Here is a 23,970-nt window from a genome sequence, read left to right as displayed (position 1 = left end):
CGAGGAAGTGACAGCTGCTCAGGACGTCGCCCTGCTGGGCGTACGCCACCACGGTCCCGGATCGGCCCGGGCGGTGGCGGCGGCGCTGGCGCAGTACCGGCCCGACACCGTGCTGATCGAGGGGCCGCCCGAGGCGGACGGCCTGCTGGCGCTCGCGGCGCACCAGGACATGGGACCGCCGGTCGCCCTGCTGGCGTACGTGGTGGACAACCCCGCGCAGGCCGCCTTCTGGCCCTTCGCCGCCTTCTCGCCGGAGTGGGTGGCGCTGCGCCACGCCCTGGACCACGACGTGCCGGTGCGGTTCATCGACCTGCCCGCCGCGCACACCTTCGTCCACGAGCACGAGGAGGAGCCGGAGGGCCCGGGGATCGACCCCATCGCCGAACTGGCCCGGACGGCCGGCCACGACGACCCCGAGCAGTGGTGGGACGACGTGGTCGAGCACCAGCTCGTCGGGGACGGCGACGCGCTGGCGCCGTTCCGCACCATCGCCGACGCCATGGCCGAACTGCGGCCGCCCGGTTCGGAGCCGTCCGGCGGCCGCGAGGCCCGGCGGGAGGCCTGGATGCGACGGCAGATCAGAGCCGCCGAACGGGCCGGGCACCGGCGCATCGCCGTCGTCTGCGGCGCCTGGCACGTCCCGGCACTGGCCGGCCGCCCGTCGGTGGCATCCGACGACGCCCTGCTCAAGGGCCTGCCCAAGGTGAAGGTCGAGCTGACCTGGGTGCCCTGGACCCACCGCCGGCTGTCCCAGCACACCGGCTACGGCGCCGGTATCGCCTCGCCCGGCTGGTACCAGCACCTCTTCGAGTCCGCCGACCGCGGCACCGTCCGCTGGATGACCAAGGTCGCCGCACTGCTGCGGGCCGAGGACCACTCGGTCTCGTCCGCCCATGTGATCGAGGCGGTCCGGCTCGCCGAGACCCTGGCCGCCATGCGCGGCCGCCCGCTGCCCGGACTGGCCGAGAGCACCGACGCGGTGCGGGCGGTGATGTGCGAGGGGTCCGACGTCCCGTTGGCGCTGGTGCAGGACCGGATGGTGGTCGGCGACCGGATGGGCCGGGTACCGGACGAGGCGCCGACCGTCCCGTTGCAGCGGGATCTGACCAGGCTTCAGCGGAGTCTGCGGCTGAAGCCCGAACCGGCCGAACGCGAGCTGGATCTCGACCTGCGCAAGGACACCGACGCCGCCCGCAGCCGGCTGCTGCACCGGCTCACCCTGCTGGACGTCCCCTGGGGCAGCGCCGCGACCTCCCGCACCGGCAGCACCGGGACCTTCCGGGAGAGCTGGCGGCTGCTCTGGGAGCCCGAACTCGCGATCAAGGTGGCCGAGGCGGGGATCTGGGGCACCACCGTCGAGTCCGCGGCCACCAGCCGGGCCAGGGACCTGGCGGCCCACTCCGGCTCGCTCGGCGAGGTCACCGCGCTCGCCGAGGCCTGCCTGCTGGCCGACCTCCCGGACGCGCTGCCGACCGTGCTGCAGGCGCTCGCCGACCGGGCCGCCCTGGACGCCGACGTGGCCCATCTCGCCGAGGCGCTGCCGGCCCTGGTCCGCTCGCTCCGCTACGGCGACGTCCGCGGCACCGACGCCGCCGCGCTGCGCGAGCTGGCCGAGGGCCTCGCGGTGCGGATCTGCATCGGCCTGCCGCCCGCCTGCAACAGCCTGGACGCCGAGGGCGCCGGGGCGATGGCCGGACACCTCGGCTCCACCCACGCGGCGGTGGCCCTGCTCACCGACGCCGACGAACTGCACCAGCGCTGGTCGGCGACGCTCCGCACGCTCGCCGAGCGCGACACCATCGCCGGCCTGCTGCGCGGCCGGGCGGCCCGGCTGCTGCTGGACGACAACCAGTGGGACGCCGCGGAGGCCGCCCGGCAGATGCGGCTCACCCTCAACCCGGTCACACCCCCGGCCGAGGCCGCAGGCTGGATCGAGGGATTCCTGGCGGGGGGCGGAATGCTGCTGGTGCACGACACCCGCCTGCTCGGCCTGGTCGACGACTGGCTCACCTCGGTCCCCGACGCCGCCTTCCCGGACGTCCTCCCCCTGCTCCGCCGCACCTTCTCCGGCTTCGACCCCGGCGTCCGCCGCACCATCGCCGACCGCGTCCGAGCCGGCACCGACACCCCCGCCACCCCCGACCGCCCGGGCTTCGCCCCCACCCTCGACCGGACCCGGGCCGCCACCGCCCGCAGAACAGCAGCTGTCCTGCTGGGCATCAACCATGCACCCCCAGGGGCGCGGGGCTCTGCTGAATGAAGAGCATGCGCTGCCGACCATGCACAGACGGAGGTCCGATCGTGACGACCGAAGCGGAACGCCAACGCCGCTGGCGACTGGCCCTGGGCCCCGACGCCGACTCGCAGAGCGCACGCCTCGCCGGCCGCGACTCCGCCATGGACCGCGCCCTCACCTCGCTCTACACCCCCGCCGCCGCAGGCCCCCGCGGCGCCGGGCTCGGGGGCTCCGCCCCCCAGGTGGCCCGCTGGCTCGGGGACATCCGGGAGTACTTCCCCACCAGCGTGGTGCAGCTGATGCAGCAGGACGCCATCGACCGCCTCGGCCTGGCCCACCTGCTGATGGAGCCCGAGATGCTGGAGGCCGTCGAGCCCGACGTGCATCTCGTCGGCACCCTGATCTCCCTGGGCCGCGCGCTGCCCGAGACCACCAGGGAGACCGCCCGCGCGGTCGTCCGCAAGGTCGTCGCGGACCTGGAGCGCCGCATCGCCACCCGGACCCGCTCGGTGCTGGGCGGCGCCCTGGACCGCAGCGCCCGGGTGAACCGCCCGCGCCACCGCGACATCGACTGGAACCGCACCATCCACGCCAACCTCAAGAACTACCTGGAGCCCACCGCCGGGAGGGACCACGGCACCGTCGTCCCCGAACGCCTGATCGGCTACGCCCGGGCGCGGAACGCCGTGAAGAAGGAAGTGATCCTCTGCATCGACCAGTCGGGCTCGATGGCCGCCTCCGTGGTCCACTCCTCGGTGTTCGGCGCGGTGCTCGCCTCCATGCCCTCGCTCAGCACCCGGCTGGTGGCCTTCGACACCTCGGTGGTCGACCTCACCGAGCAGCTGTCCGATCCGGTCGACGTGCTGTTCGGCGTCCAGCTCGGCGGCGGCACCGACATCAACCGCGCGCTGGCCTACTGCCAGTCGAAGATCACCCGTCCGGCCGAAACCGTCGTGGTGCTGATCAGCGACCTCTACGAGGGCGGCATCCGGAACGAGATGCTGAAGCGGGTGGCCGCCATGAAGGCCTCCGGGGTCCAGTTCATCGCCCTGCTCGCGCTCTCGGACGACGGAGCACCGGCCTACGACCGCTCGCACGCCGCCGCGCTGGCCGCCCTCGGCGCCCCGGCGTTCGCCTGCACCCCGGACCTCTTCCCGGACGTGATGGCCGCAGCCGTCCAGAAGCTCCCGCTGCCGATACCCGAGGGCTGACACCCGGGCCGTACCGACGGACCGTCAGCCGTCCGCGAGGTTCAGCGCCGCCCACACGGTCTTGCCCTCGGTCCCCGGCCGCGGCACGGCGCCCCAGGCCGTGGCGAAGCTGTCGATCAGCAGCATCCCGCGCCCGTGCTCGTCGTCCGCCTCGGCCTGGCCGACCTCGGGGAGCTCGCCCAGATCCTCGTCGTCCACCTCCAGGAACAGCACCCCCCGGGCGCTCCACAGCCGGCAGTGCACCCGGCTGCTGCCGGTGTGGGTGACCGCGTTGCAGACCAGCTCCGACATGCACAGCTCGGCGTCGGCCAGGGTGCCCCGGGGGAGCTGCCACATGGCGGCCGTGATCCGTACGAAGCGGCGGGCCATGGCCACCGAGGACGGCGTCCCGGGGAGGGTGGCGGCGGCCTGCCGGTCCATCTCCCAGGTGTTGCGCGCCGTTCCGAACTGGGGGATCCCAGCGGCGAGTGCGGTGGGGGTGAGGGGGGCGGTCGCCCCGTCGTGCGGCGCGTCCGGGTTCTGGACGCGGTGACGTGCGCTGTGCATCGAGCATCCGCTTCTTGGACGGTCGTCGCTACGGTCTGTGCGTGCACCGTTACCAGGATACGTTCCTTGAGTCGGAGGGTAAAAGCAACGTACTTGGACGGATTCGCCCCGGAGGAGTGCCTCCTGCGGGAGCGTGGTGTGGTCGTGCGCCCCCGCTGTGACGGTTATCACCGGCCGTAGCCCGGTCGGCGGCGAAATGTGCACCTCGGACGGGGATAACCTGCGAGGCGGACATGCCTGCCCGTCTGACGCCAGGCCGTGTGCTCCCCGTAGCGATGGCTCCGGCCGCGAGAACCCCTCAGGGATTCCGCGTACCGGTCGCCGCGACGGCCACAGCGGCGACCTTTCGGGCGGCACGCTGGGAAGATAGGAGTGGCCGGCCCTCCCGTGACCGACCACCTCTAAAAGTCGCGATCACAAGGACGGACGCGCGTGGACCTGTTCGAATACCAGGCGAGGGACATCTTCGCCAAGCACGGTGTACCTGTGCTGGGCGGTGCAGTCATCGAGAACGCCGAAGAGGCGCGAGCGATCGCTGAGGGTTGGGGCGGCCGCGCGGTCGTCAAGGCGCAGGTCAAGGTCGGTGGCCGCGGAAAGGCCGGCGGCGTGAAGCTGGCCTCCGACCCGGCCGACGCCGTCGCCAAGGCCGAGGCCATTCTGGGCATGGACATCAAGGGCCACACGGTCCACAAGGTGATGCTCGCCCAGACCGCCGACATCAAGGACGAGTACTACGTCTCGTTCCTGCTCGACCGCACCAACCGCACCTTCCTCGCGATGGCCTCGGTCGAGGGCGGCGTGGAGATCGAGGTCGTGGCCGTCGAGAACCCCGACGCGCTGGCCAGGATCGCGGTGGACGCGAACGAGGGCGTCACCGACGCCAAGGCCCGCGAGATCGTCGAGGCGGCCAAGTTCCCGGCCGACGTCGCCGACCAGATCGTCGAGGTGCTGAAGAGCCTGTGGAAGGTCTTCATCGCCGAGGACGCCCTGCTCGTCGAGGTCAACCCGCTGGTCAAGACGGGTGACGGCAAGATCGTCGCCCTTGACGGCAAGGTCTCCCTGGACGAGAACGCCGACTTCCGCCAGCCCGAGCACGAGGCGCTGGAGGACAAGGCCGCGGCCAACCCCCTCGAGGCCGCGGCCAAGGCCAAGAACCTCAACTACGTCAAGCTCGACGGCGAGGTCGGCATCATCGGCAACGGCGCGGGTCTCGTCATGAGCACCCTGGACGTCGTCGCCTACGCCGGTGAGAAGCACGGCAACGTCAAGCCCGCCAACTTCCTCGACATCGGCGGCGGCGCGTCCGCCCAGGTGATGGCGAACGGCCTGGGCGTCATCCTGGGCGACCCGGACGTCAAGTCCGTGTTCGTCAACGTCTTCGGTGGCATCACCGCCTGCGACGAGGTCGCCAACGGCATCGTCCAGGCGCTTGAGCTGCTCGCCGCCGGCGGCGAGGCGGTCACCAAGCCCCTGGTCGTCCGCCTGGACGGCAACAACGCGGAGCTGGGTCGCAAGATCCTGTCTGACGCCAACCACCCGCTGGTGCAGCGCGTGGACACCATGGACGAAGCGGCCGACAAGGCCGCCGAGCTGGCTGCGAAGTAAGGGACGAGGACTCCACAACCATGGCTATCTTCCTCACCAAGGAAAGCAAGGTCATCGTCCAGGGGATGACCGGTGCCACCGGTATGAGGCACACCCGCCTCATGCTCGCCGACGGCACCAACATCGTCGGCGGCGTGAACCCGCGCAAGGCCGGCACCAGTGTCGACTTCGACGGCACCGACGTGCCGGTGTTCGGCTCGGTCGCCGAGGCGATCGAGAAGACCGGCGCCGACGTCTCCGTCATCTTCGTGCCGCCGGCCTTCGCCAAGGCCGCCGTGATCGAGGCGATCGACGCCGAGATCCCGCTGGCGGTCGTGATCACCGAGGGCATCGCGGTCCACGACTCCGCGTCCTTCTGGGCCCACGCCGGCGAGAAGGGCAACAAGACCCGGATCATCGGCCCGAACTGCCCCGGCCTGATCACCCCCGGCCAGTCCAACGCGGGCATCATCCCCGGCGACATCACCAAGCCGGGCCGGATCGGTCTGGTGTCCAAGTCGGGCACCCTGACCTACCAGATGATGTACGAGCTGCGCGACATCGGCTTCTCGTCCGCCGTCGGCATCGGTGGCGACCCGATCATCGGCACCACGCACATCGACGCGCTGCAGGCCTTCCAGGACGACGCCGACACCGACCTGATCGTGATGATCGGCGAGATCGGCGGCGACGCGGAGGAGCGTGCCGCGGCCTACATCGCCGAGCACATCACCAAGCCGGTCGTCGGCTACGTGGCCGGCTTCACCGCGCCCGAGGGCAAGACCATGGGCCACGCCGGCGCCATCGTCTCCGGCTCCTCCGGCACCGCGCAGGCGAAGAAGGAGGCCCTCGAGGCCGCCGGCGTCAAGGTCGGCAAGACGCCGTCCGAGACCGCCCGCCTGGCCCGTGAGCTGATCGGCAAGTAAGCACCCGCCGCAACGAGCGCCCCGGACCGGATCCGTCCGGTGCGGGGCGCTCTGCCGTGCTGGTGTCTGCCGTGCTGGTGACGGTGCGTCAGTGGTGCCGGTGGCACGGCAGCGCGAACAGTCGGCACAGGGTGTTGGGCAGCGACGGCCGGTGCATCGAGCGGTGCGCCGCGGAGTGTGCCGCGGCGCGGTCCGCCGCGGCGGGTCCGGCCGGCGGCGGAGGGAGCAGCAGCCCCTCGGCGAGCGGTCGGGCCGGCGCCCCGTACCCGGACGGCGGAGCGGCCGTCAGCCGTGCCGGAAGCTGACCCGTCCTCGCCGTGGCCGCGGTGAACAACGACAGGTCCGGCAGTACGGCCGTGGCCGGCACCGGAGCGGGGGCGAGAGCAGGAGCGGGGCCCGGGGCCGTCCTCGGAGCCGGATCCGGGGCCGGCATGTCCTGGACCGCCGGGGCCCGCTCCTGGCCCGGCCCGGTCAGCGCGCCCTGCACCGAGTCGGCCGCCACCCGGTTCGCCGAGTGGTAGGCGATGAACGGAATCGTCGGCGGATGCCAGGGCGTCCCCACCATGGCGCCGGCGGCCAGCGCGCCGGCCATGCCGAGGGTCAGCACCCCGGCCGCCGCGGTCACCCCGCGCTCGTGCAGCCGGGAGCGCTGCCGGACCAGGCCCGGTGACGGCACCGGCGGCAGCGGGCAGCCGCGGACCGCGGCGCCGCGCAGCAGCACGCCCAGCTCGCGGCCGAAACCGCGCCGCCGTGCGTCCGTACCGGCGACGGCGGGTGCCATCCGTGCCAGCCCGAGTCGGGCGCGGACCACCCGGCCGTAGGCGGCCGGAGTGCTGGACTCGACCTCGGCGGCGGTCTGCGCCCAGTCCAGCCCCAGGGCGTCGTGCAGCACGACGGCCCGGCGCTGGGCCCGGGGCAGGTGCAGCAGTGCCGTCAGCAGCGTGCGGTCGTCCCTGGTCAGCTGATCGGCCGCGGCGGGGTGGCGCAGCGGGTTGCGGTGCCAGGGGGACAGTGCGAGATCGAAGGCGGCGGCGCGGATCCAGCCCTCGGGCGAGGAGTCCGCGGACACCGCGTCCCACTCCTTCCAGGCGAGCTGGAAGGCCCTCCGTACGCAGTGGGCCGCGCGGTGGCGGTGGCCGACCAGCAGATAGGTCTGCCGGGTCAGTCGCCGGTAGCTGTCGCGGTAGAGCGCCTCGAAGCATTCCGACTGATCAGCAGAGCTGATGAGAGACATATAGGAATTCTTTGGCGAAACAGCTGTATCTGCCATGTCGTTGGTCAAAACGGGTGGTGCCCGGAGCATGGTGGGGCATGGCCTTCTTGATGGAGCGGCTGCGTCCCGCCTCGGCGCGGCGCGTCAGCGACCCGGCGGCGCTCAGGACCGGGCTGGTCGGCGGCGCGGCAGCGGCCGGCCTGGGCTTCGCCGGGCTGGCGGTCCCGTTGTTCCTGCTCTGGATCGTGACCCCCTACGTCCAGGACGGGCCCGGCGGGGCGCTGCACCTGGCCGCCTGCCTGTGGCTGCTGGCGCAGGGCGCGGAACTGCTGCGTCCCGGCGGCGCGCCGCTGGCGGTACCGCCGCTGCTGGTGACGGTGCTGGTGCTGGTGCCGTTGTACCGGGCCGCGGTGCGGGCCGGCGTTCCCCGCGAGGACTCCGTCGAGGATGAGGCGGACGAGTTCCACGACGACCCGGAGCGTGCGGCCGAGGAGGAGGCCGGATCGGGCCGTGCCGGTTCCGCGCTGCTCGGCCTGGCGGCGGGCTACCTGCTGGCCGCCCTGGGCATGGTGGTCGCGGCCTCGGCCGACGCCCCGGGCGGCCTGCGCGCGGCCGACCCGCTCGGCGCCCTCCTCCGCACGGCGCTGCTGGCCCTCCCGGTCGCCGCGGTGGGCGTCCGCCGCGGCGGCGGATGGCCGCGGCAGGCCGGTGCACCGGCCTGGTTCCGCCTCCCCGGCTGGGCGCAGCCCCCCTCGCGGGAGCAGCTCCCGGCCTGGTTCCGGCTCCCCGGCCGGGCCCGCCGATCCGATTCGGGCCCCTACCCGTTCCCGGGGCCCAGCCCGGACCCGGACCTGGACTTCGACCTGGACCTCGACCCGGACGACACCGACGTCGGGGCGGGCCGGTGGAACGCCCTCCGCGCGCCCGGCGGCTCGGCCGTGGCGGTTCGGGCCGCCCTGTGCGGTGCCGTCGCGCTGCTGGGCGCCGGTGCGGCCGTGCTGACGCTCGCCCTGCTGCTGAACTTCGGCGCCGCGGGCGCTCTGGCCGCGCAGACCGCCCCGGATCTGGCCGGACGGCTGGCGCTGCTGCTGCTCTGCGTCACGCTGCTGCCCAACGGCGCGGTCTGGGCCGCCGCCTACGCGCTGGGTCCGGGGTTCGCGCTGGGCGGCCGACTGGCTCCGCTGACGGTCGCGGCCACCACCGCCCCGCCGGCGTTCCCGCTGCTCACGGCGGTGCCGACAAGCGGGGGAGGGTCGGCCGCGTGGCTGCTGCTGGCCCTCCCGGTGGTGTCCGGCGCCGCGGTGTCCGGCTGTGTGGGCCGGGCGGCGGAGTGCCACGGCTGGCGGCTGACCGCCACTGCGGGGGTCGCCCTGATCGCCGCTGTCGGCACCGCCGTGCTGGCGGGGCTGTGCGCCGCCGTCTCAGGCGGTTCGCTGGGCACCCACGCGCTCGCCGCCGTCGGACCCTCCCCGTGGTGGACCGGGCTGGCCGCGCTGGGCTGGGCGGCCGTCGGGGTGCCCGGCGCGCTGCTGGTGCGACTGCTGCTCAGCCGCCGATCTGCACCAGCCACTGCGGAGGCTTCGGCGTCACCGTGGTGGCGCAACTGTTGTAGGCGGCCTTGGTGAGGGCGTTGTTCTGGCAGTCGTAGAAGCTCTTGTAGTACAGCTGCACGCCGAACACGGTGGCGACCATCGCCAGCCCGACGATGGCGGCGATCAGCCCGCCCATCGCGGCCGGGACCTGGGGCCGGGTCTGGTACGGGGAGACGAACCCGGGGCGGTAGACCGGCGGCCCGTACCCGGGGGGCACGGGCGGCGCGCCCGGTGCGCCCGGGGCCTGGGGAGTGCCCGGAGCCTGGCCGGCCGGGGAGCCCGCGCTGCCGTCCAGGGCCGAGGCCGGCGTCTTGGCCGTGCCGCGCAGCGAGCTGATCGACCAGTACAGCGCCAGCGACGCCAGCAGCAGGGTGAGGTAGGGAACGCCGAGGATCAGGAAGAAGATCCCCCACATGCCGCTGAGCAGCGCGTAGCGGGCCCGGCGCTGGACCGGGTCGCTCGGGTCGAAACGGGGGGCCTGCGGGGCCGGGCTGTAGGGCAGGTGCGGCGGCTGCTGGCCCTGGTAGCCGGGGCTCCAGGGGTGCGGCGGCGGCACCTGGGGGCGCGGCGGCCGACCCTCCTGCGGGGCGTCCTCGGGCTCGCCCTGCTGCCCCTCCGGCGGCGTCTCCTTCGCCCAGCCGCGCTGGTCGTGGTGATCGTGCCGGGGGTGCTCGGGGTGCTCGGGACGGTCGGCGTGCTGCTGGGGCCTGCGGGGCTGCCAGGGGCGGTCCGGCGCGTCCTTGGACGGCGGGGCGAAGGGGTCGCGGGGCCCCTCGGGGGGTGTGCCGCTGTCCGATGTGTGGACCATGGTCTTCGCCGTACTCCTGCCTCTGGGCCGCTTTCCCGCTGTCCCTCTGTGGGGACACCCTCTCACTACGTACCCAGCTCTGGCGCGTCCCCACCCCATGATCGTCGACCACGAGTGCGAGGCCGCTGTCGGGGCCCGGTATCGTTGCTGACGACCGGCGGCCCCTGTGGGTTCCTGGTCGGCCCCTTCGGCGGACACGGATGCCGGTCACGAGATGACACCCCGTGCCTGCCCGCCCGCCCGTCTCCCACCACCGCCCTTGCAGCGTGGCGCTTCGCGCCGCACCTAATACCGTCTCCCACCACCGCCCTTGCAGCGTGGCGCTTCGCGCCGCACCTAATACCGTCTCCCACCACCGCCCTAGCAGCGTGGCGCTTCGCGCCGCACGCCGTGACGTGAGGATCGTGTTTTGGCGTACCCCGACACCCCTGCCTCCGACTACGCCGCACCTGCCGCGCCCGCGCGCCTCGTCGTCCTGGTCTCCGGGTCCGGCACCAATCTGCAGGCCCTGATCGAGGCCTGCGCGGACCCGGCCTACGGAGCGGTGGTCACCGCCGTCGGCGCCGACCGGGACGGCATCGCCGGCCTGGAGCGGGCCGAGGCGGCCGGCCTGCCCACCTTCGTGCTCCGGGTGAAGGACTTCGCCGAGCGCACCGACTGGGACGCGGCGCTGACCGCGGCCACCGCCGCGTACACGCCCGACCTGGTGGTCACCGCCGGCTTCATGAAGATCCTCGGCGGCGGCTTCATGCGCCGCTTCGAGGGCCGCATCGTCAACACCCACCCCGCGCTGCTCCCCGCCTTCCCGGGGGGGCACGGCGTGCGGGACGCGCTCGCCTACGGCGTGAAGGTCACCGGCTGCACCGTGCACCTGGTCGACGAGGGCGTGGACACCGGCCCGATCATCTCCCAGGGCGTGGTCGAGGTCACCGACGCCGACCACCAGGACGGCGGCGAGGCGCTGCACGAGCGCATCAAGGCCGTCGAGCGCGGACTGCTCGTCGAGGCCGTCGGCCGGCTGGCCCGCGAGGGCCACCGGGTCCAGGGACGCCGCGTCCTCCCCCTCCCCGCACACTCCTGACCACCACTCACCGAAGCGACTCACCGAAGCGCACTCACCGAAGCGAAGGACCAGCAATGAGCTCCGGCAGCACCCCGCCCGCGCCCACCGCAGCGGCTCCCATCTCCGAAGACGTGCGGCCGCTCCGCCGCGCCCTCGTCAGCGTCTACGACAAGACCGGGCTGGAGGAGCTGGCGCAGGGCCTGCACGCCGCCGGTGTCGAGCTGGTGTCCACCGGCTCCACCGCGGCCCGGATCGCCGCGGCCGGCGTCCCGGTCACCCCGGTCGAGGAGCTGACCGGCTTCCCCGAGTGCCTGGACGGCCGGGTCAAGACCCTGCACCCGCGGGTGCACGCCGGGATCCTGGCCGACCTGCGGCTGCCCTCGCACCGGGAGCAGCTGGCCGAGCTGGGCGTCGCCCCGTTCGACCTGGTGGTGGTCAACCTCTACCCGTTCAAGGCCACCGTCGCCTCCGGCGCCAGTCCGGACGAGTGCGTGGAGCAGATCGACATCGGCGGCCCCAGCATGGTCCGCGCCGCCGCCAAGAACCACCCCTCGGTCGCCGTGGTCACCTCCCCGACCCGCTACGCCGACGTCCTCGCCGCCGCCACGGCCGGCGGCTTCGACCTGGCCACCCGCAAGCGGCTGGCCGGTGAGGCCTTCGCCCACACCGCCGCCTACGACGTGGCAGTAGCCTCCTGGTTCGCGAGCGACTACGCCCCCTCCGACGACGAGGCGTTCCCGGCCTTCCTCGGCGCCACCTGGGAGCGCGAGAACGTGCTGCGCTACGGCGAGAACCCGCACCAGGCCGCCGCGCTCTACGTGGACGGCAGCGGAACCGGCCTCGCCGCGGCGGAGCAGTTGCACGGCAAGGAGATGTCGTACAACAACTACGCCGACACCGACGCCGCCGTCCGCGCCGCCTACGACCAGGACCGGCCCTGCGTCGCGATCATCAAGCACGCCAACCCCTGCGGCATCGCGGTCGGCGCGGACGTCGCCGAGGCGCACCGCAAGGCCCACGCCTGCGACCCCGTCTCTGCCTACGGCGGCGTCATCGCGGTGAACCGCGAGGTCACCGTGGAGCTGGCGGAGCAGATCGCGCCGATCTTCACCGAGGTCGTCTTCGCCCCCTCCTACGCGGACGGCGCCGTCGAGGTGCTGGCGCAGAAGAAGAACATCCGGGTGCTCCGCGGGACCCCCGCCGCGGCGCCGATCGAGACGCGCGCGGTCACCGGCGGGGTGCTGCTGCAGCAGGCCGACCGGATCGACGCGGCCGGTGACGACCCGTCGACCTGGACCCTGGCCACCGGCGACGCGCTCTCACCGGAGGAGCTGGCCGAGCTGTCCTTCGCCTGGCGCGCCTGCCGGGCCGTCAAGTCCAATGCGATCCTGCTGGCTTCGGGCGGCGCCTCGGTGGGCGTCGGCATGGGCCAGGTCAACCGGGTGGACTCGGCCAGGCTCGCGGTCGAGCGGGCCGGCGAGCGGGCGGCCGGCTCCTACGCCGCGTCGGACGCGTTCTTCCCGTTCCCGGACGGCCTGGAGATCCTGCTCGCCGCGGGCGTCAAGGCCGTGGTCCAGCCGGGCGGATCGATCCGCGACGACCAGGTGATCGAGGCGGCCAAGGCCGCCGGGGTGACGATGTACCTGACCGGGACCCGGCACTTCTTCCACTGAGTCGCCCGCACAACGCGGAGGCCCGCTGCTCCCGCCCCGAACGGGGGAGCAGCGGGCCTCGGTCCGTCCTGGTCAGGGCTTGATGACCAGGGTGTTCGCGGCCCGGTCGTGCCAGCCGCGGAGCTTGCCGGTGTTGTCGAAGAACGGCGAGATGTAGACCAGCAGCGCGCCGATGCCGCAGGTGAACAGGCCGAGGCCGAGCGGGAAGCCCCAGCGGGCCAGCGCGCCGCCGAAGCTGGGCTTGACGCCGGTGCGCTCGTCCACGATCAGCAGGCCGAGGATCATCTTGCCGGGGGTCGCGCCCTTCCAGGACACGAAGGCGACGTCCCAGGCCAGCAGCATCACGTAGAAGAACAGCTCGACCAGGATGATGGCGCCGAAGCCGGCCCCGCTGAGGCCGCCGCCGTTGGAGGAGCTGACCACTGCGGCGATCACCGCGAAGTAGACCACCAGGTAGATCACGAAGACGAAGACCATGTCCAGGAGTCGCGCACCGAAGCGCGCGCCGTAGGACGCGATCTGGAAGGTCCCGGTGGGGATGGTCACATAGCCCGAGGCGCCCTGGGCCACGCCCGGAACCGGCTGCGGCTGGTAGCCGTAGGCGTTGGGGTCGTATCCGGGCTGCGGCTGCTGCTGGTAGCCGTACTCCGGCTGCGGCGGGACCGGGGGCTGCTGCGGGTAGCCGTACTGGGGCTGCTGCGGAGGCTGCTGGGGCTGGCCCTGCGGGTAGCCGTAGCCGGGCTGCTGCGGCGGGACGCCCTGCGGCGCCTGCTGCGGGTAGCCGTAGCCCGGCTGCTGCGGGGGCTGCTGCGGCTGGCCGTAGGGGTTGTTGGGATCGGGAGGATAGGACACGGATTGCCTCCGGGCAGGAAGGGTGCTGAATCTCTTCAACGCGTATGGGTGCACGCTCCGGGACACCGCAGGCACGGGCCGTACGGGTGAGAACGCGGCGAGATTATCGGATGGGTATGACAGTGCGATGTGTGATGTGTGCGAATGCCGGGGCAGGGCCTCGCCGACTGGTACAAGTCGCCTGGGTCCACTGATGGGACGTCACTGGCGACTCTTGCTGACCGCGCACTGTCTCCCCCGAGTTCCGACCGCCTCCCGATGCCGCTGTCAGCGGTGACAGGACATCAGGGCGGACCACATTGCCGAGCCCATCGTTCCGGTCCGGTGCCGCGCTGTCCAGCCACTTCACGCGCCTCCACACACTTGTGGCGGATCTGCAACCGGATCCCCGTGCTCCGCCGGGTACGGACCATGAACCGGCTGGGTAACGAGCTGCCGCCGCGATCCGCGAGAATGGGGCCATGACCGCCCAGATTCTCGATGGCAAGGCCACCGCCGCCGCGATCAAGTCCGAGCTCGCCGTACGGATCGAAGCCCTGAAGGCCAGGGGTGTCCAGCCCGGCCTCGGCACCGTCCTGGTCGGCGACGACCCCGGAAGCCACTCCTACGTCCGCGGCAAGCACCGGGACTGCGCCCAGGTGGGCATCGCCAGCATCCAGCGCGAGCTGCCCGCCGACGCCACCCAGAGCGATGTCGAGGAGGTCGTCCGCGAACTCAACGCCGACCCGGCCTGCACCGGCTACATCGTCCAGCTGCCGCTGCCCAAGGGGCTGGACGAGAAGCGGGTGCTGGAGCTGATGGACCCGGCCAAGGATGCCGACGGCCTGCACCCGATGAGCCTGGGCCGGCTGGTCCTGGGCATCGACGCGCCGCTGCCCTGCACCCCGAACGGCATCGTCGAGCTGCTGCACCGGCACGGGGTGGCGACCAGGGGCGCGCATGTGGTCGTGGTCGGGCGCGGCGTCACGGTGGGCCGCTCGATCGGGCTGCTGCTGACCCGTCGCAGCGAGAACGCGACCGTCACCCTCACCCACACCGGCACCCGCGACCTGTCCGCGCACCTGCGCGAGGCCGACATCGTCGTCGCCGCCGCCGGGGTGACCCACCTGATCAAGCCCGAGGACGTGCGCCCCGGCGCGGCCGTGCTGGACGTCGGCGTCAGCCGCGACGAGGACGGCAAGCTGCTGGGCGACGTGCACCCCGGCGTGGCCGAGGTGGCCGGCTGGCTCTCGCCCAATCCGGGCGGGGTCGGGCCGATGACCCGGGCGATGCTGCTCAGCAACGTGGTCGAGGCGGCCGAGCGTGCCGCGGGCTGAGTCCGGGCCGGAGCGCCCCGCGGGGCCCAAGCACGGCGCCGGGCTGCAGCACGGCGCCGGGCCGACGGAGACGGCGGCCGAGCAGGCCGCAGAGGTGGTGGCGGTGGCGGCAGCGGCGGTCTCGCCGGTCTCCCGGCGCCGCGCCGACCCCACCGGCGGGACCTTCCCGCCCGAGGGTTCCGCCGCCGCGGCCGACCGCAGCCATCCGGTCCCGGTCCGGCAGTGGCCGATAGTCGTGGTGCTCACCCTGGTCGCGGTGGGGCTCGCGGTGACCGCGCTCAACGCCTTCCGCCCCGGCGTGATCACCATCGGCGCGGGGCTGCTGCTGGGCTGCGCGCTGCGGATCGCGCTCCCCGAGGTGGGGATGCTGGCGGTGCGCAGCCGGTTCACCGACGTGCTGGTGATGGGGGTGCTCGGGGTGGCCATCGTGGTGCTGGCGCTGGCCTCGGAACCCAATCCGGTGATCACACTGCCGTTCGTCAACGACATCGCCCGGTTCTTCGGCCGCGCCCAGGGCTGACGTCCGGGCGCGGGCTTGAAATGCCGGTTTGAGCTGGACTTATGCTGAATCGGTATAGGCGTGTGGCAAACGTGACGAAGGACGCCCCGGGAGGTCCGCCGGGGCGTCACCAGGAGCGGCTCTCCTGGGATAGCCTGTCAGCGGTCTCTTGAAGTCAAGAGATCGATCAGGTGCTCCGAAGACTCGAAAGAAGCCCTGACCACCCAAGGCATCGGCACCAGCAGGAGACGTCACTCATGACCCGCACTCCCGTCAACGTCACCGTCACCGGCGCGGCCGGACAGATCGGCTACGCGCTGCTCTTCCGCATCGCCTCCGGCCACCTCCTCGGCCCCGACGTGCCGGTGAAGCTGCGCCTGCTGGAGATCCCGCAGGGCGTCAAGGCCGCCGAGGGCACCGCGATGGAGCTCGACGACTGCGCCTTCCCGCTGCTCGCCGGCATCGACATCTTCGACGACCCGAACAAGGGCTTCGAGGGCGCCAACGTCGGCCTGCTCGTGGGCGCCCGCCCGCGCACAGCCGGCATGGAGCGGGGCGACCTGCTCTCCGCCAACGGCGGGATCTTCGGCCCGCAGGGCAAGGCCGTCAACGACCACGCCGCGGACGACATCCGGGTGCTGGTCGTCGGCAACCCGGCCAACACCAACGCGCTGATCGCCCAGCGGAACGCCCCCGACGTACCGGCGGACCGCTTCACCGCGATGACCCGCCTGGACCACAACCGCGCGGTCGCGCAGCTGGCCAAGAAGCTCGGCGTCCCGGTCTCCGAGATCAAGAAGCTGACGATCTGGGGCAACCACTCCGCGACCCAGTACCCCGACGTCTTCCACGCCGAGGTCAACGGTGAGAACGCCGCCAAGGCCGTCTCCGACGACGCCTGGCTGTCGGACACCTTCATCCCGACCGTGGCCAAGCGGGGCGCGGCCATCATCGACGCGCGGGGCGCCTCGTCCGCGGCGTCCGCGGCCAACGCGGCGATCGACCACGTCTTCACCTGGACCAACGGCACCGCGGAGGGTGACTGGACCTCCGCGGGCGTCGTCTCCGACGGTTCCTACGGCGTGCCGGAGGGGATCATCTCGTCCTTCCCGGTCACCGCGAAGAACGGCAGGTTCGAGATCGTCCAGGGGCTGGACATCAACGACTTCTCGCGCGCGCGGATCGACGCGTCCGTCGCCGAGCTGATCGAGGAGCGGGACGCGGTGGCCGGGCTCGGCCTGATCTGACCCGCTGCGGGGTCGATGTTGCGCACGCTGTTGATCCAGCGGTTCCCCGCGCCCTGAAAAGGGGCGCGGGGAACCGCGCTTTGCAGGGCCATAAACTGCACGGCGTGAGCACAACCCTGCAGGACGCCGGGCTCGTCCTGGTCTTCATCGTCATCGGTGGAATCTTCAATGTCGCCGAGATCTCGCTGATCTCCCTCCGGGAGGGCCAGATCCAGGCGCTGGCCGAGCGCGGCACCAAGCGGGGCGTCCGCGCGGCGCACCTGGCCGGGGATCCGAACCGGTTCCTGGCCGCGGTGCAGGTCGGGGTGACCTGCATGGGGTTTCTGTCGGCGGCGTTCGGCGCCGACACCCTGGCCGTCAAGGTGGCGCCGCTCTTCACCGGAATGGGGCTGAGCAAGGGCGTCGCCGACGCCGTCTCGCTGGTGGGGCTGACCCTGCTGATCTCCTATGTGTCGCTGGTGCTGGGCGAGCTGACGCCCAAGCGGATAGGGCTGCAGCGGGCGGAGTCCATCGCCCTGCTCGCGGCGCCGCTGGTGGACTTCATCTCGGTGGTGCTGCGCCCGGTGATCTGGCTGCTGTCGCGCTCCACCAATCTGATGGTGCGACTGCTGGGCGGCGACCCCGGTGCCGGACGCAACGCCATGAGCTCGGAGGAGCTCCGCGGCCTGGTCGCCTCCAACACCGAGCTGAGCAGCGACGAGCGGCGGCTGATCGGCGACGTCTTCGCCGCCGGGGAACGGCAGCTGCGCGAGGTGATGGTGCCGCGCACCGAGGTGACCTTCCTGGACGCCGCCCGCCGGCTGGAGGAGGTGCGGCAGGAGATCAACCGCTATCCGCACTCCCGCTACCCGGTGGTGGACGGCTCCTACGACGCGGTGGTGGGCTTCGTGCACGTCCGCGACCTCTACCAGGAGGCCGGCGGCGCGCAGACGGTGCGCGACCTGGCCCGTCCGGTGAAGCTGCTGCCCGCGACCAAGAGGGTGCTGCCGTCGATGTCGGAGATGCGCGACGAGGGGCACCACCTGGCGATCGTGGTGGACGAGTACGGCGGCACCGCCGGGATCGTCTCGCTGGAGGACCTGGTCGAGGAGGTCATCGGGGAGATCAGGGACGAGTACGACTCCCAGGAGGTCAGCACCACCCGCAGGCTCGCCGGCGGCAGCATCGAGGTGGACGGGCTGCTCAACCTCGCCGACTTCACCGAGGAGACCGGCGTCGAGCTGCCGGAGGGGCCGTACGAGACGGTGGCCGGCTTCGTGGTGTCCGTGCTGGGGCACCTGCCCGAACCCGGCGAGCAGGTGGAGGTCGGCGCGGGCTACCGGCTGGCCGTCGCGGCGCTGGACGGCCGCAGGGTGGACCGGGTCACGGTGAGCCGGACGGCTCCGAGCCCCTCCGCTGGGCCGGCAGCAGCGCCCCCAGCCGGGTCCGGGCCCGGCGCAGCGGCCAGTGGGCAGCCCGCCGGAGACTGACCCGCTCCCGCGCCAGCACCAGCGCCAGTGCGCCGTCCGGTCCGGCCCCGGCGCTGGCCAGGTAGGGCAGCCCGCGGCGCCACACCCGCTGCGACGGCAGCGGCGCGCTCGGCGCGGGGACGGGCAGGCGGACCGGCGGCCCCTCGTACGCGGCGTCCAGGCGCACCGACCAGCTGCCCGCCACGGGCCCGCGGCGCGGGAGCAGTTCGGCCAGCGGCAGGCTGACGGTGTGTTCCAGCAGCGCGCCGCCGGCCGACCGGGGGTCCTGCGGCGGCTCGGGGCGCCGCGCCCCGGACAGTTGCTCCAGGCGGGCCTGCAGCGATCCGCGGCCCACCGCCGACAGCGTCAGCGCCGGCCCGTCCGTGCGCTGCCAGCCGACGCCGGTCACCCGGGCCGGCGGGGGTGTGGTGCCGTGCTCCGCCTCGTACCGCAGCAGCTCCAGGTAGTCGTCCGGCAGCCCGTCCTGCAGCAGCCGGGCCCGCAGCAGCTGACTGCCGACCAGGCCTTCGCCGGTCCAGTCCCCGGCGTGCCGTGCCAGCAGCCGCTCGGCGCCGCGCAGCAGCCGCCGCCGCACCGCCGGGTCCAGCGCCAGCACCGGGCGGCCGACCAGCGGCAGCAGCTCCCACTGGAGGTGCCGCCGGAAGCACTCGGCCCGTCCCCGGCCCGGTTCGGTGAAGGCGACGGCGGTGGCCATGATGGCCTCGATGGCGCGCAGCCGGTCCTCCGGGTCGGCGGTGAGGGTGATGTTGCTCCCGTCGTCACGGCGGGTCAGGTGGTAGCAGGGGTAGTCGGAGTAGACCGAGATGCGTCCGGCCCGCGCGTAGGCCTCCAGGGCGAAGGGCTGGTCGCTGAAGACCGGCAGCTCCTCCGGGAAGCGCAGCCGGTAGCGCCGCACCAGCTCGTGCCGGTAGAGCTTGGTCACATTGAGCGACCAGGGCAGCAGCGGCCCGGGGAACGGCTCGTCCACCACTGTCTCCTGGTAGAGCCACTGGGCGACCTTGCGTCCGCTCTCGCCGACCATCCGGGCCAGCACCACGTCGGAGCCGTGCTCGTCGGCGAAGCCGACGCTGCGTTCCAGCGCCTCGGGTCCGAGGTAGTCGTCGGAGTCGACGAAGTAGAGGTAGCGCCCGGTGGCCAGCTCCAGCGCGCGGTTGCGGGCCCGGGCCGGGCCGCCGCGCTCGGGGAGCCGGACCACGGTGAGCAGGCCGGGGTGCTCGGCCGCGAGCCGGTCCAGCTGCCGGGCGCTGTCGTCGCCGGAGCCGTCGTCCACCGCGACGACCTCGATCCTTCCGACGCCGATGGACTGCGCCAGCAGGGAGTCGAACCAGCGCCTCAGGTAGCCACCGGTGTTGTGGACCGGGGTGATGATGCTCACGTCGGGTGGTGGCACGGGTGCGGCTCCGCTTCTGCGACGGCCAGCGCTGCTGTTGACGGTCAACCGATCAACGGTGTGCGGCACGGAGTGGGTACGGCTTGCTGAGAGAATGGGCCGCATGGTCACCCATCGCCCCCGCGTCCTCTCCGGCATCCAGCCCACCTCAGGCTCGTTCCACCTGGGCAATTACCTCGGCGCGGTGCGCCAGTGGGTGGCCCTGCAGGATTCCCACGACGCCTTCTACATGGTCGTGGACCTGCACGCGATCACCGTGGACCAGGACCCGGAGGCGCTCCGGGCGAACACCAGGGCGTCGGTGGCGCAGCTGCTCGGAGCGGGGCTCGACCCGGAGCGCTGCACCCTCTTCGTGCAGTCGCACGTGCCCGAGCACGCGCAGCTCGCCTGGGTGATGAACTGCATGGCCGGCTTCGGCGAGGCGGCCCGGATGACCCAGTTCAAGGACAAGTCCGCCAAGCAGGGCACCGACCGCACCTCGGTCGGGCTCTTCACCTACCCGATCCTGCAGGTCGCCGACATCCTGCTGTACCAGGCGAACCAGGTGCCGGTGGGCGAGGACCAGCGGCAGCACGTCGAGCTGACCCGCGACCTGGCGGAGCGCTTCAACCACCGCTACGGCCCCGAGCCGACCTTCACCGTGCCCAGCCCGTACATCCTCAAGGAGACCGCCAAGGTCTACGACCTCCAGGACCCGACGGCGAAGATGAGCAAGTCGGCCTCCTCCGCCAAGGGCCTGGTCAACCTGCTGGACGACCCGAAGGTGAGCGCCAAGAAGTTCCGCAGCGCGGTCACCGACACCGGGACCGTGGTCTCCTTCGACGAGAAGGAGAAGCCGGGCGTCTCCAACCTGCTGAGCATCTACTCCGCGATCAGCGGCCGTTCCGTGGCCGAACTGGTGGATCACTTCGAGGGCAAAATGTACGGCGCGCTGAAGACCGAGCTCGCCGACGCGTTCGGCGAGTGGGTCGCCCCCATCCAGCGCCGAACCAGCGCCTACCTGGACGACCCGGACGCCCTGGACGCGGTGCTGGCCCGCGGCGCCGAGAAGGCCCGCGCGGTTGCCTCGGAGACGCTGGCGACGGTGTACGACCGGATCGGCTTCCTCCCGGCGAAGCACTGAGCGGCCGCGAGGCACCCGGAAAAGCCCGGGGTGCCCGGAAGAGCCCGAGACGCACCGAGACGGACCGAGAAGCCCGAGACGAACTGAGAAGCGCTGAGAAGCACTGAGATGACGAGCAGCCCCATGCCGGCCGCAGGGCCGGGGAGGACCGTGATCGGCGTGTCGGTAGCGGTCCCCGAGCCGTGGGCCGCCGAGATCCAGGACGCCCGCGCCGGCTACGGCGATCCGCTGGCGCGGGCGATACCGACGCACATCACCCTGCTGCCGCCGACCGAGGTAGCCGTGGACGCGCTGGGGCGGATCGAGGAGCACCTGGCCGCCGCGGCGGCCGGGCACCGGCCGTTCCGGGTGCTGCTGCACGGGAGCGGCAGTTTTCGGCCGATCTCGCCGGTGGTATATGTCCGGGTCGAGGACGGAGTGCGCGAGTGCCGCGAGGTGGAGGCCTCGGTCCGCTCCGGCGTGCTGGCCAGGGAGCTGAACTTCCCTTACCACCCGCATGTGACGGTGGCTCACGGGGTGGAGCCGTCCGCCCTGGACAAGGCTCTCGCCGAGCTCAGGGGCTATCGGGCCGACTTCACCGTCCCCGGCTTCAGCCTGTACCGACGGGGCGCGGACGGGGTCTGGCGGCCGCTCCGGCGCTTCCGCTTCGGCAGTGTGTCAAGGTGAACGCAGGCTGATCGCTTTGTTAAGAGATTGACCAAACCCAAATAGACTTGAAGAACAGCGATCGATTAACGTCAGGGGTGGAATCGAGGAACGGTAGGGGCACAGAACGTTGCAAGTGACTCTTACCCGGCACTTGGAACCAGGTCCGCGCCCACTGATCTGATGGATGATCATGCCCCGCTTCAGCATCGTAGTACCCCACACCGAGGACGCCGCCTACCTGCGTGACGTCCTCGACTCCGTACTGACCCAGGTCTTCCCCGACCTGGAGCTGATTGTTGTGGGCAGCGCATCCGGCGGCGACGCGGCGGTCCTGATCGACGAGTACGCGCAGCGGGACCCCAGGCTGGTCAGGGTGCAGCGGACGGACGGCGCACCGGCGGACGACGAGCTCTCCGCGGAGCGCGACCTGGGCGCCGCCCGGGCCGGGGGCGAGTACCTGCTGCTGCTCGACCGCGACGTGCTGCTGATGCCCGGGGCCCTGGAGGCGCTGGACGAGCGGCTGACCGAACTGGGCTCCCCCGAGGTCCTGCTCTTCGACCACGAGCACCGGGACTGGCTGGGCCGGATCGACGCCAGCGAGGACGCCGAACTGCTGGCCGAGCTCGACCAGCAGACGGACGGCGTGTTCGCCACCGCCGCCGCACCGGAGGTGGTCCGGGTCACCCCGCTGCTCTGGAACCGGGTCCTGCGCCGGGACTTCCACGCCGCGCAGGCGGCCTCCGGTCCGGCCCTGGTGTCGGCCGAGCGGACCCTGCTGGCCGCGCGCACCGTCGGCGCCCTCGACGCGATCTGCGTCCAGCGGCTGCGCCGCCGCCCGGTCGGCCGCTGGACGGACGCGGTGCTCGGCGACGGCCTGCGCGTGGTGCAGGGCTACCGGCAGGTGCTGGAGTCTTTCGCCGCCCCGGACGGCCGCGCGGTCGGCACCGAGGAGCAGCGGAAGGCGCTGGCCTCGGCGCTGTACGACGGGATGTTCCTGGCCGCGCTGTCGACCATGGGGCGCTCGCGGGAGACCCCCGACGCCCCGCGCCGCGCCTTCCTGACCGCCGCCGCCGAGGCGCTCCGGGCCGTGCGCCCGGCCGGGTGGACCCGGCCCGCCGAGGCCGACGGGCTCCGCGCCGCAGCCCTGGAGCAGGGTTCCTACCTGCGCTTCCGTGCCGTGGAGCGGGCCGGCGCCACCGCGCTCAAGGGGCGCAAGCAGCTGCGCCGGCGCCGCAACAACACCGCGCGCCGGGCGATGCGGGCGATCTACCTGGCGAATCTGCGCCGTCCCGTCGAGAAGGGGCTGGTCGCCTACCAGGCGTACTGGAACCGTTCGATCGCCTGCAACCCCGAGGCGATCTACCGGAAGGCCCAGGAAGTCGCCCCGGGCATGCGCGGAGTCTGGGTGCTCAACAAGGAGGCCGCCCAGCTCGCCCCCAAGGGCGTACCGACCGTGGTGGTCGGATCCCGCGGCTACTGGGAGCTGATGGCCCGGGCCGAGTTCCTGGTCACCAACGCCAGCTGGTCCGGGGACGTGGTCAAGCGCCCCGACCAGACCTACATCCAGACCCACCACGGCACCCCGCTGAAGAAGATGGGCCTGGACCAGCGCGACTACCCCGCGGCCTCGATGAACTTCGCCCGGATGCTGGACAGCATCGACATGTGGGACGTCAGCCTCAGCTCCAACCGGCACTCCACCCAGGTCTGGGAGCGGGTCTACCCGAGCGGCTACACCACCCTGGAGAGCGGTTACCCGCGCAACGACGTCTACCAGCACGCCACCGCCGCCGACGTCGCCCGGATCCGCGCCGGGCTGGGCATCGAGCCCGGGAAGAAGGCGATCCTCTACGCGCCCACGCACCGGGACTACCGCAAGGGCTTCGTACCGCCGCTGGACCTGGAGGCCTTCTGCGCGGGCCTCGGCGACGAGTACGTGGTGCTGGTGCGCGCGCACTACTTCTACGGCGCCAACAAGCGGCTCCAACTGCAGAGCCGCCGCGGCGTGCTGCGGGACGTCTCGGCGCACCCCTCGGTCGAGGAGCTGGCGCTGGCCTCGGACGCGCTGCTCGCCGACTACTCGTCGGTGATGTTCGACTACGCCAACCTGGACCGGCCGATCGTGGTGCACGCCCCCGACTGGGAGGTGTACAAGGAGTCGCGCGGCGTCTACATGGACCTGGTCTCCGGGCGCCCCGGCGACACCCCCGGGGTGGTCGCCACGGACGTCGAGGGCCTGATAGAGGCATTCCGCTCGGGCGCGTGGGAGGGCGAGGAGTCGGCGAAGCTGCGTGCCGCGTTCCGGGAGCGGTTCTGCCAGTTCGACGACGGCAGGGCGGCCGAACGGGTCGTCCGCAGGGTGTTCCTGCGGGAGCCGGGGGACATTCCGTTCATCCCCCTGGACGAGCGGACGCCCGCGCCGCGGCCCTCGTCGTTGACGGGGGACGATGCCTCTGCGGGAGTGGCCGTGGAGGCCCAAGCGCGGGTCTGATCCTTCGGGTGCGGCTTGTGCATGGTTGGCAGCGCACGCCTTTGAATCAGTACAGCCCCGCGCCCCCAGGGGGCTGCAACTGA

The 23,970-nt window shown here is 72.6% G+C and carries 19 protein-coding genes; 14 read left to right on the top strand and 5 right to left on the bottom strand.

Annotated elements, in window-relative coordinates; genetic code table 11:
- Positions 1–7: 7 nt before the first annotated feature.
- Together TR46_RS16325 and TR46_RS16320 are read left to right on the top strand one after the other, a co-directional pair.
- A complete protein-coding gene (locus TR46_RS16325) occupies positions 8–2,260 on the top strand; it encodes a DUF5682 family protein (protein WP_042401043.1) in 2,253 nt (750 codons plus the stop codon).
- Positions 2,261–2,301: 41 nt separating this feature from the next.
- Positions 2,302–3,447, top strand: coding sequence for a VWA domain-containing protein (locus TR46_RS16320; protein WP_236655352.1), 1,146 nt, complete (start codon positions 2,302–2,304; stop codon positions 3,445–3,447).
- A gap of 24 nt (positions 3,448–3,471) precedes the next feature.
- Here the strand turns inward: TR46_RS16320 and TR46_RS16315 are convergent, their stop codons facing one another.
- Complete coding sequence (locus TR46_RS16315; RefSeq protein ID WP_052432860.1) at positions 3,472–3,993, bottom strand: ATP-binding protein; 522 nt, start codon at positions 3,991–3,993, stop codon at positions 3,472–3,474.
- A 432-nt stretch (positions 3,994–4,425) separates the two neighbouring features.
- Between TR46_RS16315 and sucC the strand changes: the two genes are divergently transcribed.
- Both sucC and sucD read left to right on the top strand, forming a co-directional pair.
- Complete coding sequence (gene sucC, locus TR46_RS16310) at positions 4,426–5,598, top strand: ADP-forming succinate--CoA ligase subunit beta (protein WP_042401037.1); 1,173 nt, start codon at positions 4,426–4,428, stop codon at positions 5,596–5,598.
- 20 nt (positions 5,599–5,618) lie between these two features.
- Positions 5,619–6,503, top strand: coding sequence for a succinate--CoA ligase subunit alpha (gene sucD, locus TR46_RS16305; protein WP_042401034.1), 885 nt, complete (start codon positions 5,619–5,621; stop codon positions 6,501–6,503).
- A gap of 88 nt (positions 6,504–6,591) precedes the next feature.
- Here the strand turns inward: sucD and TR46_RS38025 are convergent, their stop codons facing one another.
- A complete protein-coding gene (locus TR46_RS38025; RefSeq protein ID WP_052432859.1) occupies positions 6,592–7,737 on the bottom strand; it encodes an RNA polymerase sigma factor in 1,146 nt (381 codons plus the stop codon).
- Between the two features lie 77 nt (positions 7,738–7,814).
- Here TR46_RS38025 and TR46_RS16295 point away from each other — a divergent pair, with 77 nt between their 5' ends.
- A complete protein-coding gene (locus TR46_RS16295) occupies positions 7,815–9,341 on the top strand; it encodes a cell division protein PerM (protein ID WP_042401031.1) in 1,527 nt (508 codons plus the stop codon).
- Here the strand turns inward: TR46_RS16295 and TR46_RS38020 are convergent.
- A complete protein-coding gene (locus TR46_RS38020; protein WP_052432858.1) occupies positions 9,262–10,116 on the bottom strand; it encodes a hypothetical protein in 855 nt (284 codons plus the stop codon). The genes TR46_RS16295 and TR46_RS38020 overlap by 80 nt on opposite strands.
- Before the next feature lie 409 nt (positions 10,117–10,525).
- On the opposite strand from TR46_RS38020, the gene purN reads away from it, so the two are divergent.
- Both purN and purH read left to right on the top strand, forming a co-directional pair.
- Positions 10,526–11,197, top strand: a complete 672-nt coding sequence (gene purN / locus TR46_RS16285; protein ID WP_042401026.1) for a phosphoribosylglycinamide formyltransferase — start codon at positions 10,526–10,528, stop codon at positions 11,195–11,197.
- Between the two features lie 56 nt (positions 11,198–11,253).
- A complete protein-coding gene (gene purH, locus TR46_RS16280; RefSeq protein ID WP_042401022.1) occupies positions 11,254–12,852 on the top strand; it encodes a bifunctional phosphoribosylaminoimidazolecarboxamide formyltransferase/IMP cyclohydrolase in 1,599 nt (532 codons plus the stop codon).
- Between the two features lie 72 nt (positions 12,853–12,924).
- Here the strand turns inward: purH and TR46_RS16275 are convergent, their stop codons facing one another.
- Positions 12,925–13,704: an RDD family protein gene (locus TR46_RS16275; RefSeq protein WP_042401019.1), complete on the bottom strand. Its 780-nt coding sequence runs from the start codon at positions 13,702–13,704 to the stop codon at positions 12,925–12,927.
- Positions 13,705–14,165: 461 nt separating this feature from the next.
- Between TR46_RS16275 and TR46_RS16270 the strand changes: the two genes are divergently transcribed.
- The 4 genes from TR46_RS16270 (at position 14,166) to TR46_RS39490 (ending at position 18,235) form a co-directional block, all read left to right on the top strand.
- Complete coding sequence (locus TR46_RS16270; RefSeq protein ID WP_042401015.1) at positions 14,166–15,020, top strand: bifunctional methylenetetrahydrofolate dehydrogenase/methenyltetrahydrofolate cyclohydrolase; 855 nt, start codon at positions 14,166–14,168, stop codon at positions 15,018–15,020.
- A complete protein-coding gene (locus TR46_RS16265) occupies positions 15,007–15,540 on the top strand; it encodes a DUF3017 domain-containing protein (protein WP_236655351.1) in 534 nt (177 codons plus the stop codon). Before TR46_RS16270 ends, TR46_RS16265 begins: the two co-directional genes overlap by 14 nt.
- 236 nt (positions 15,541–15,776) lie before the next feature.
- Complete coding sequence (locus tag TR46_RS16260; RefSeq protein ID WP_042401013.1) at positions 15,777–16,766, top strand: malate dehydrogenase; 990 nt, start codon at positions 15,777–15,779, stop codon at positions 16,764–16,766.
- A 104-nt stretch (positions 16,767–16,870) separates the two neighbouring features.
- Entirely contained in the window at positions 16,871–18,235 is a 1,365-nt protein-coding gene (locus tag TR46_RS39490; RefSeq protein ID WP_084718569.1) for a hemolysin family protein, read from the top strand.
- Here TR46_RS39490 and TR46_RS16245 read toward each other — a convergent pair.
- Complete coding sequence (locus TR46_RS16245; protein ID WP_161790144.1) at positions 18,129–19,625, bottom strand: glycosyltransferase family 2 protein; 1,497 nt, start codon at positions 19,623–19,625, stop codon at positions 18,129–18,131. The two genes, TR46_RS39490 and TR46_RS16245, sit on opposite strands and share 107 nt — an antisense overlap.
- Positions 19,626–19,728: 103 nt before the next feature.
- On the opposite strand from TR46_RS16245, the gene trpS reads away from it, so the two are divergent.
- From trpS to TR46_RS16230, 3 genes are all read left to right on the top strand, one after another.
- A complete protein-coding gene (gene trpS / locus TR46_RS16240; RefSeq protein ID WP_152626520.1) occupies positions 19,729–20,748 on the top strand; it encodes a tryptophan--tRNA ligase in 1,020 nt (339 codons plus the stop codon).
- Between the two features lie 108 nt (positions 20,749–20,856).
- Positions 20,857–21,414, top strand: a complete 558-nt coding sequence (locus tag TR46_RS16235) for a 2'-5' RNA ligase family protein (RefSeq protein ID WP_236655350.1) — start codon at positions 20,857–20,859, stop codon at positions 21,412–21,414.
- 172 nt (positions 21,415–21,586) lie between these two features.
- A complete protein-coding gene (locus TR46_RS16230; RefSeq protein ID WP_042401255.1) occupies positions 21,587–23,887 on the top strand; it encodes a bifunctional glycosyltransferase/CDP-glycerol:glycerophosphate glycerophosphotransferase in 2,301 nt (766 codons plus the stop codon).
- Positions 23,888–23,970 lie beyond the last annotated feature (83 nt).

Origin of the sequence: Streptacidiphilus carbonis (genome assembly GCF_000787775.1) — a bacterium.
Classification (GTDB): Bacteria; Actinomycetota; Actinomycetes; order Streptomycetales; family Streptomycetaceae; genus Streptacidiphilus; species Streptacidiphilus carbonis.
Note: the sequence above shows the minus strand (reverse complement) of the source record. Positions and strands in the feature narration are given on the sequence as shown.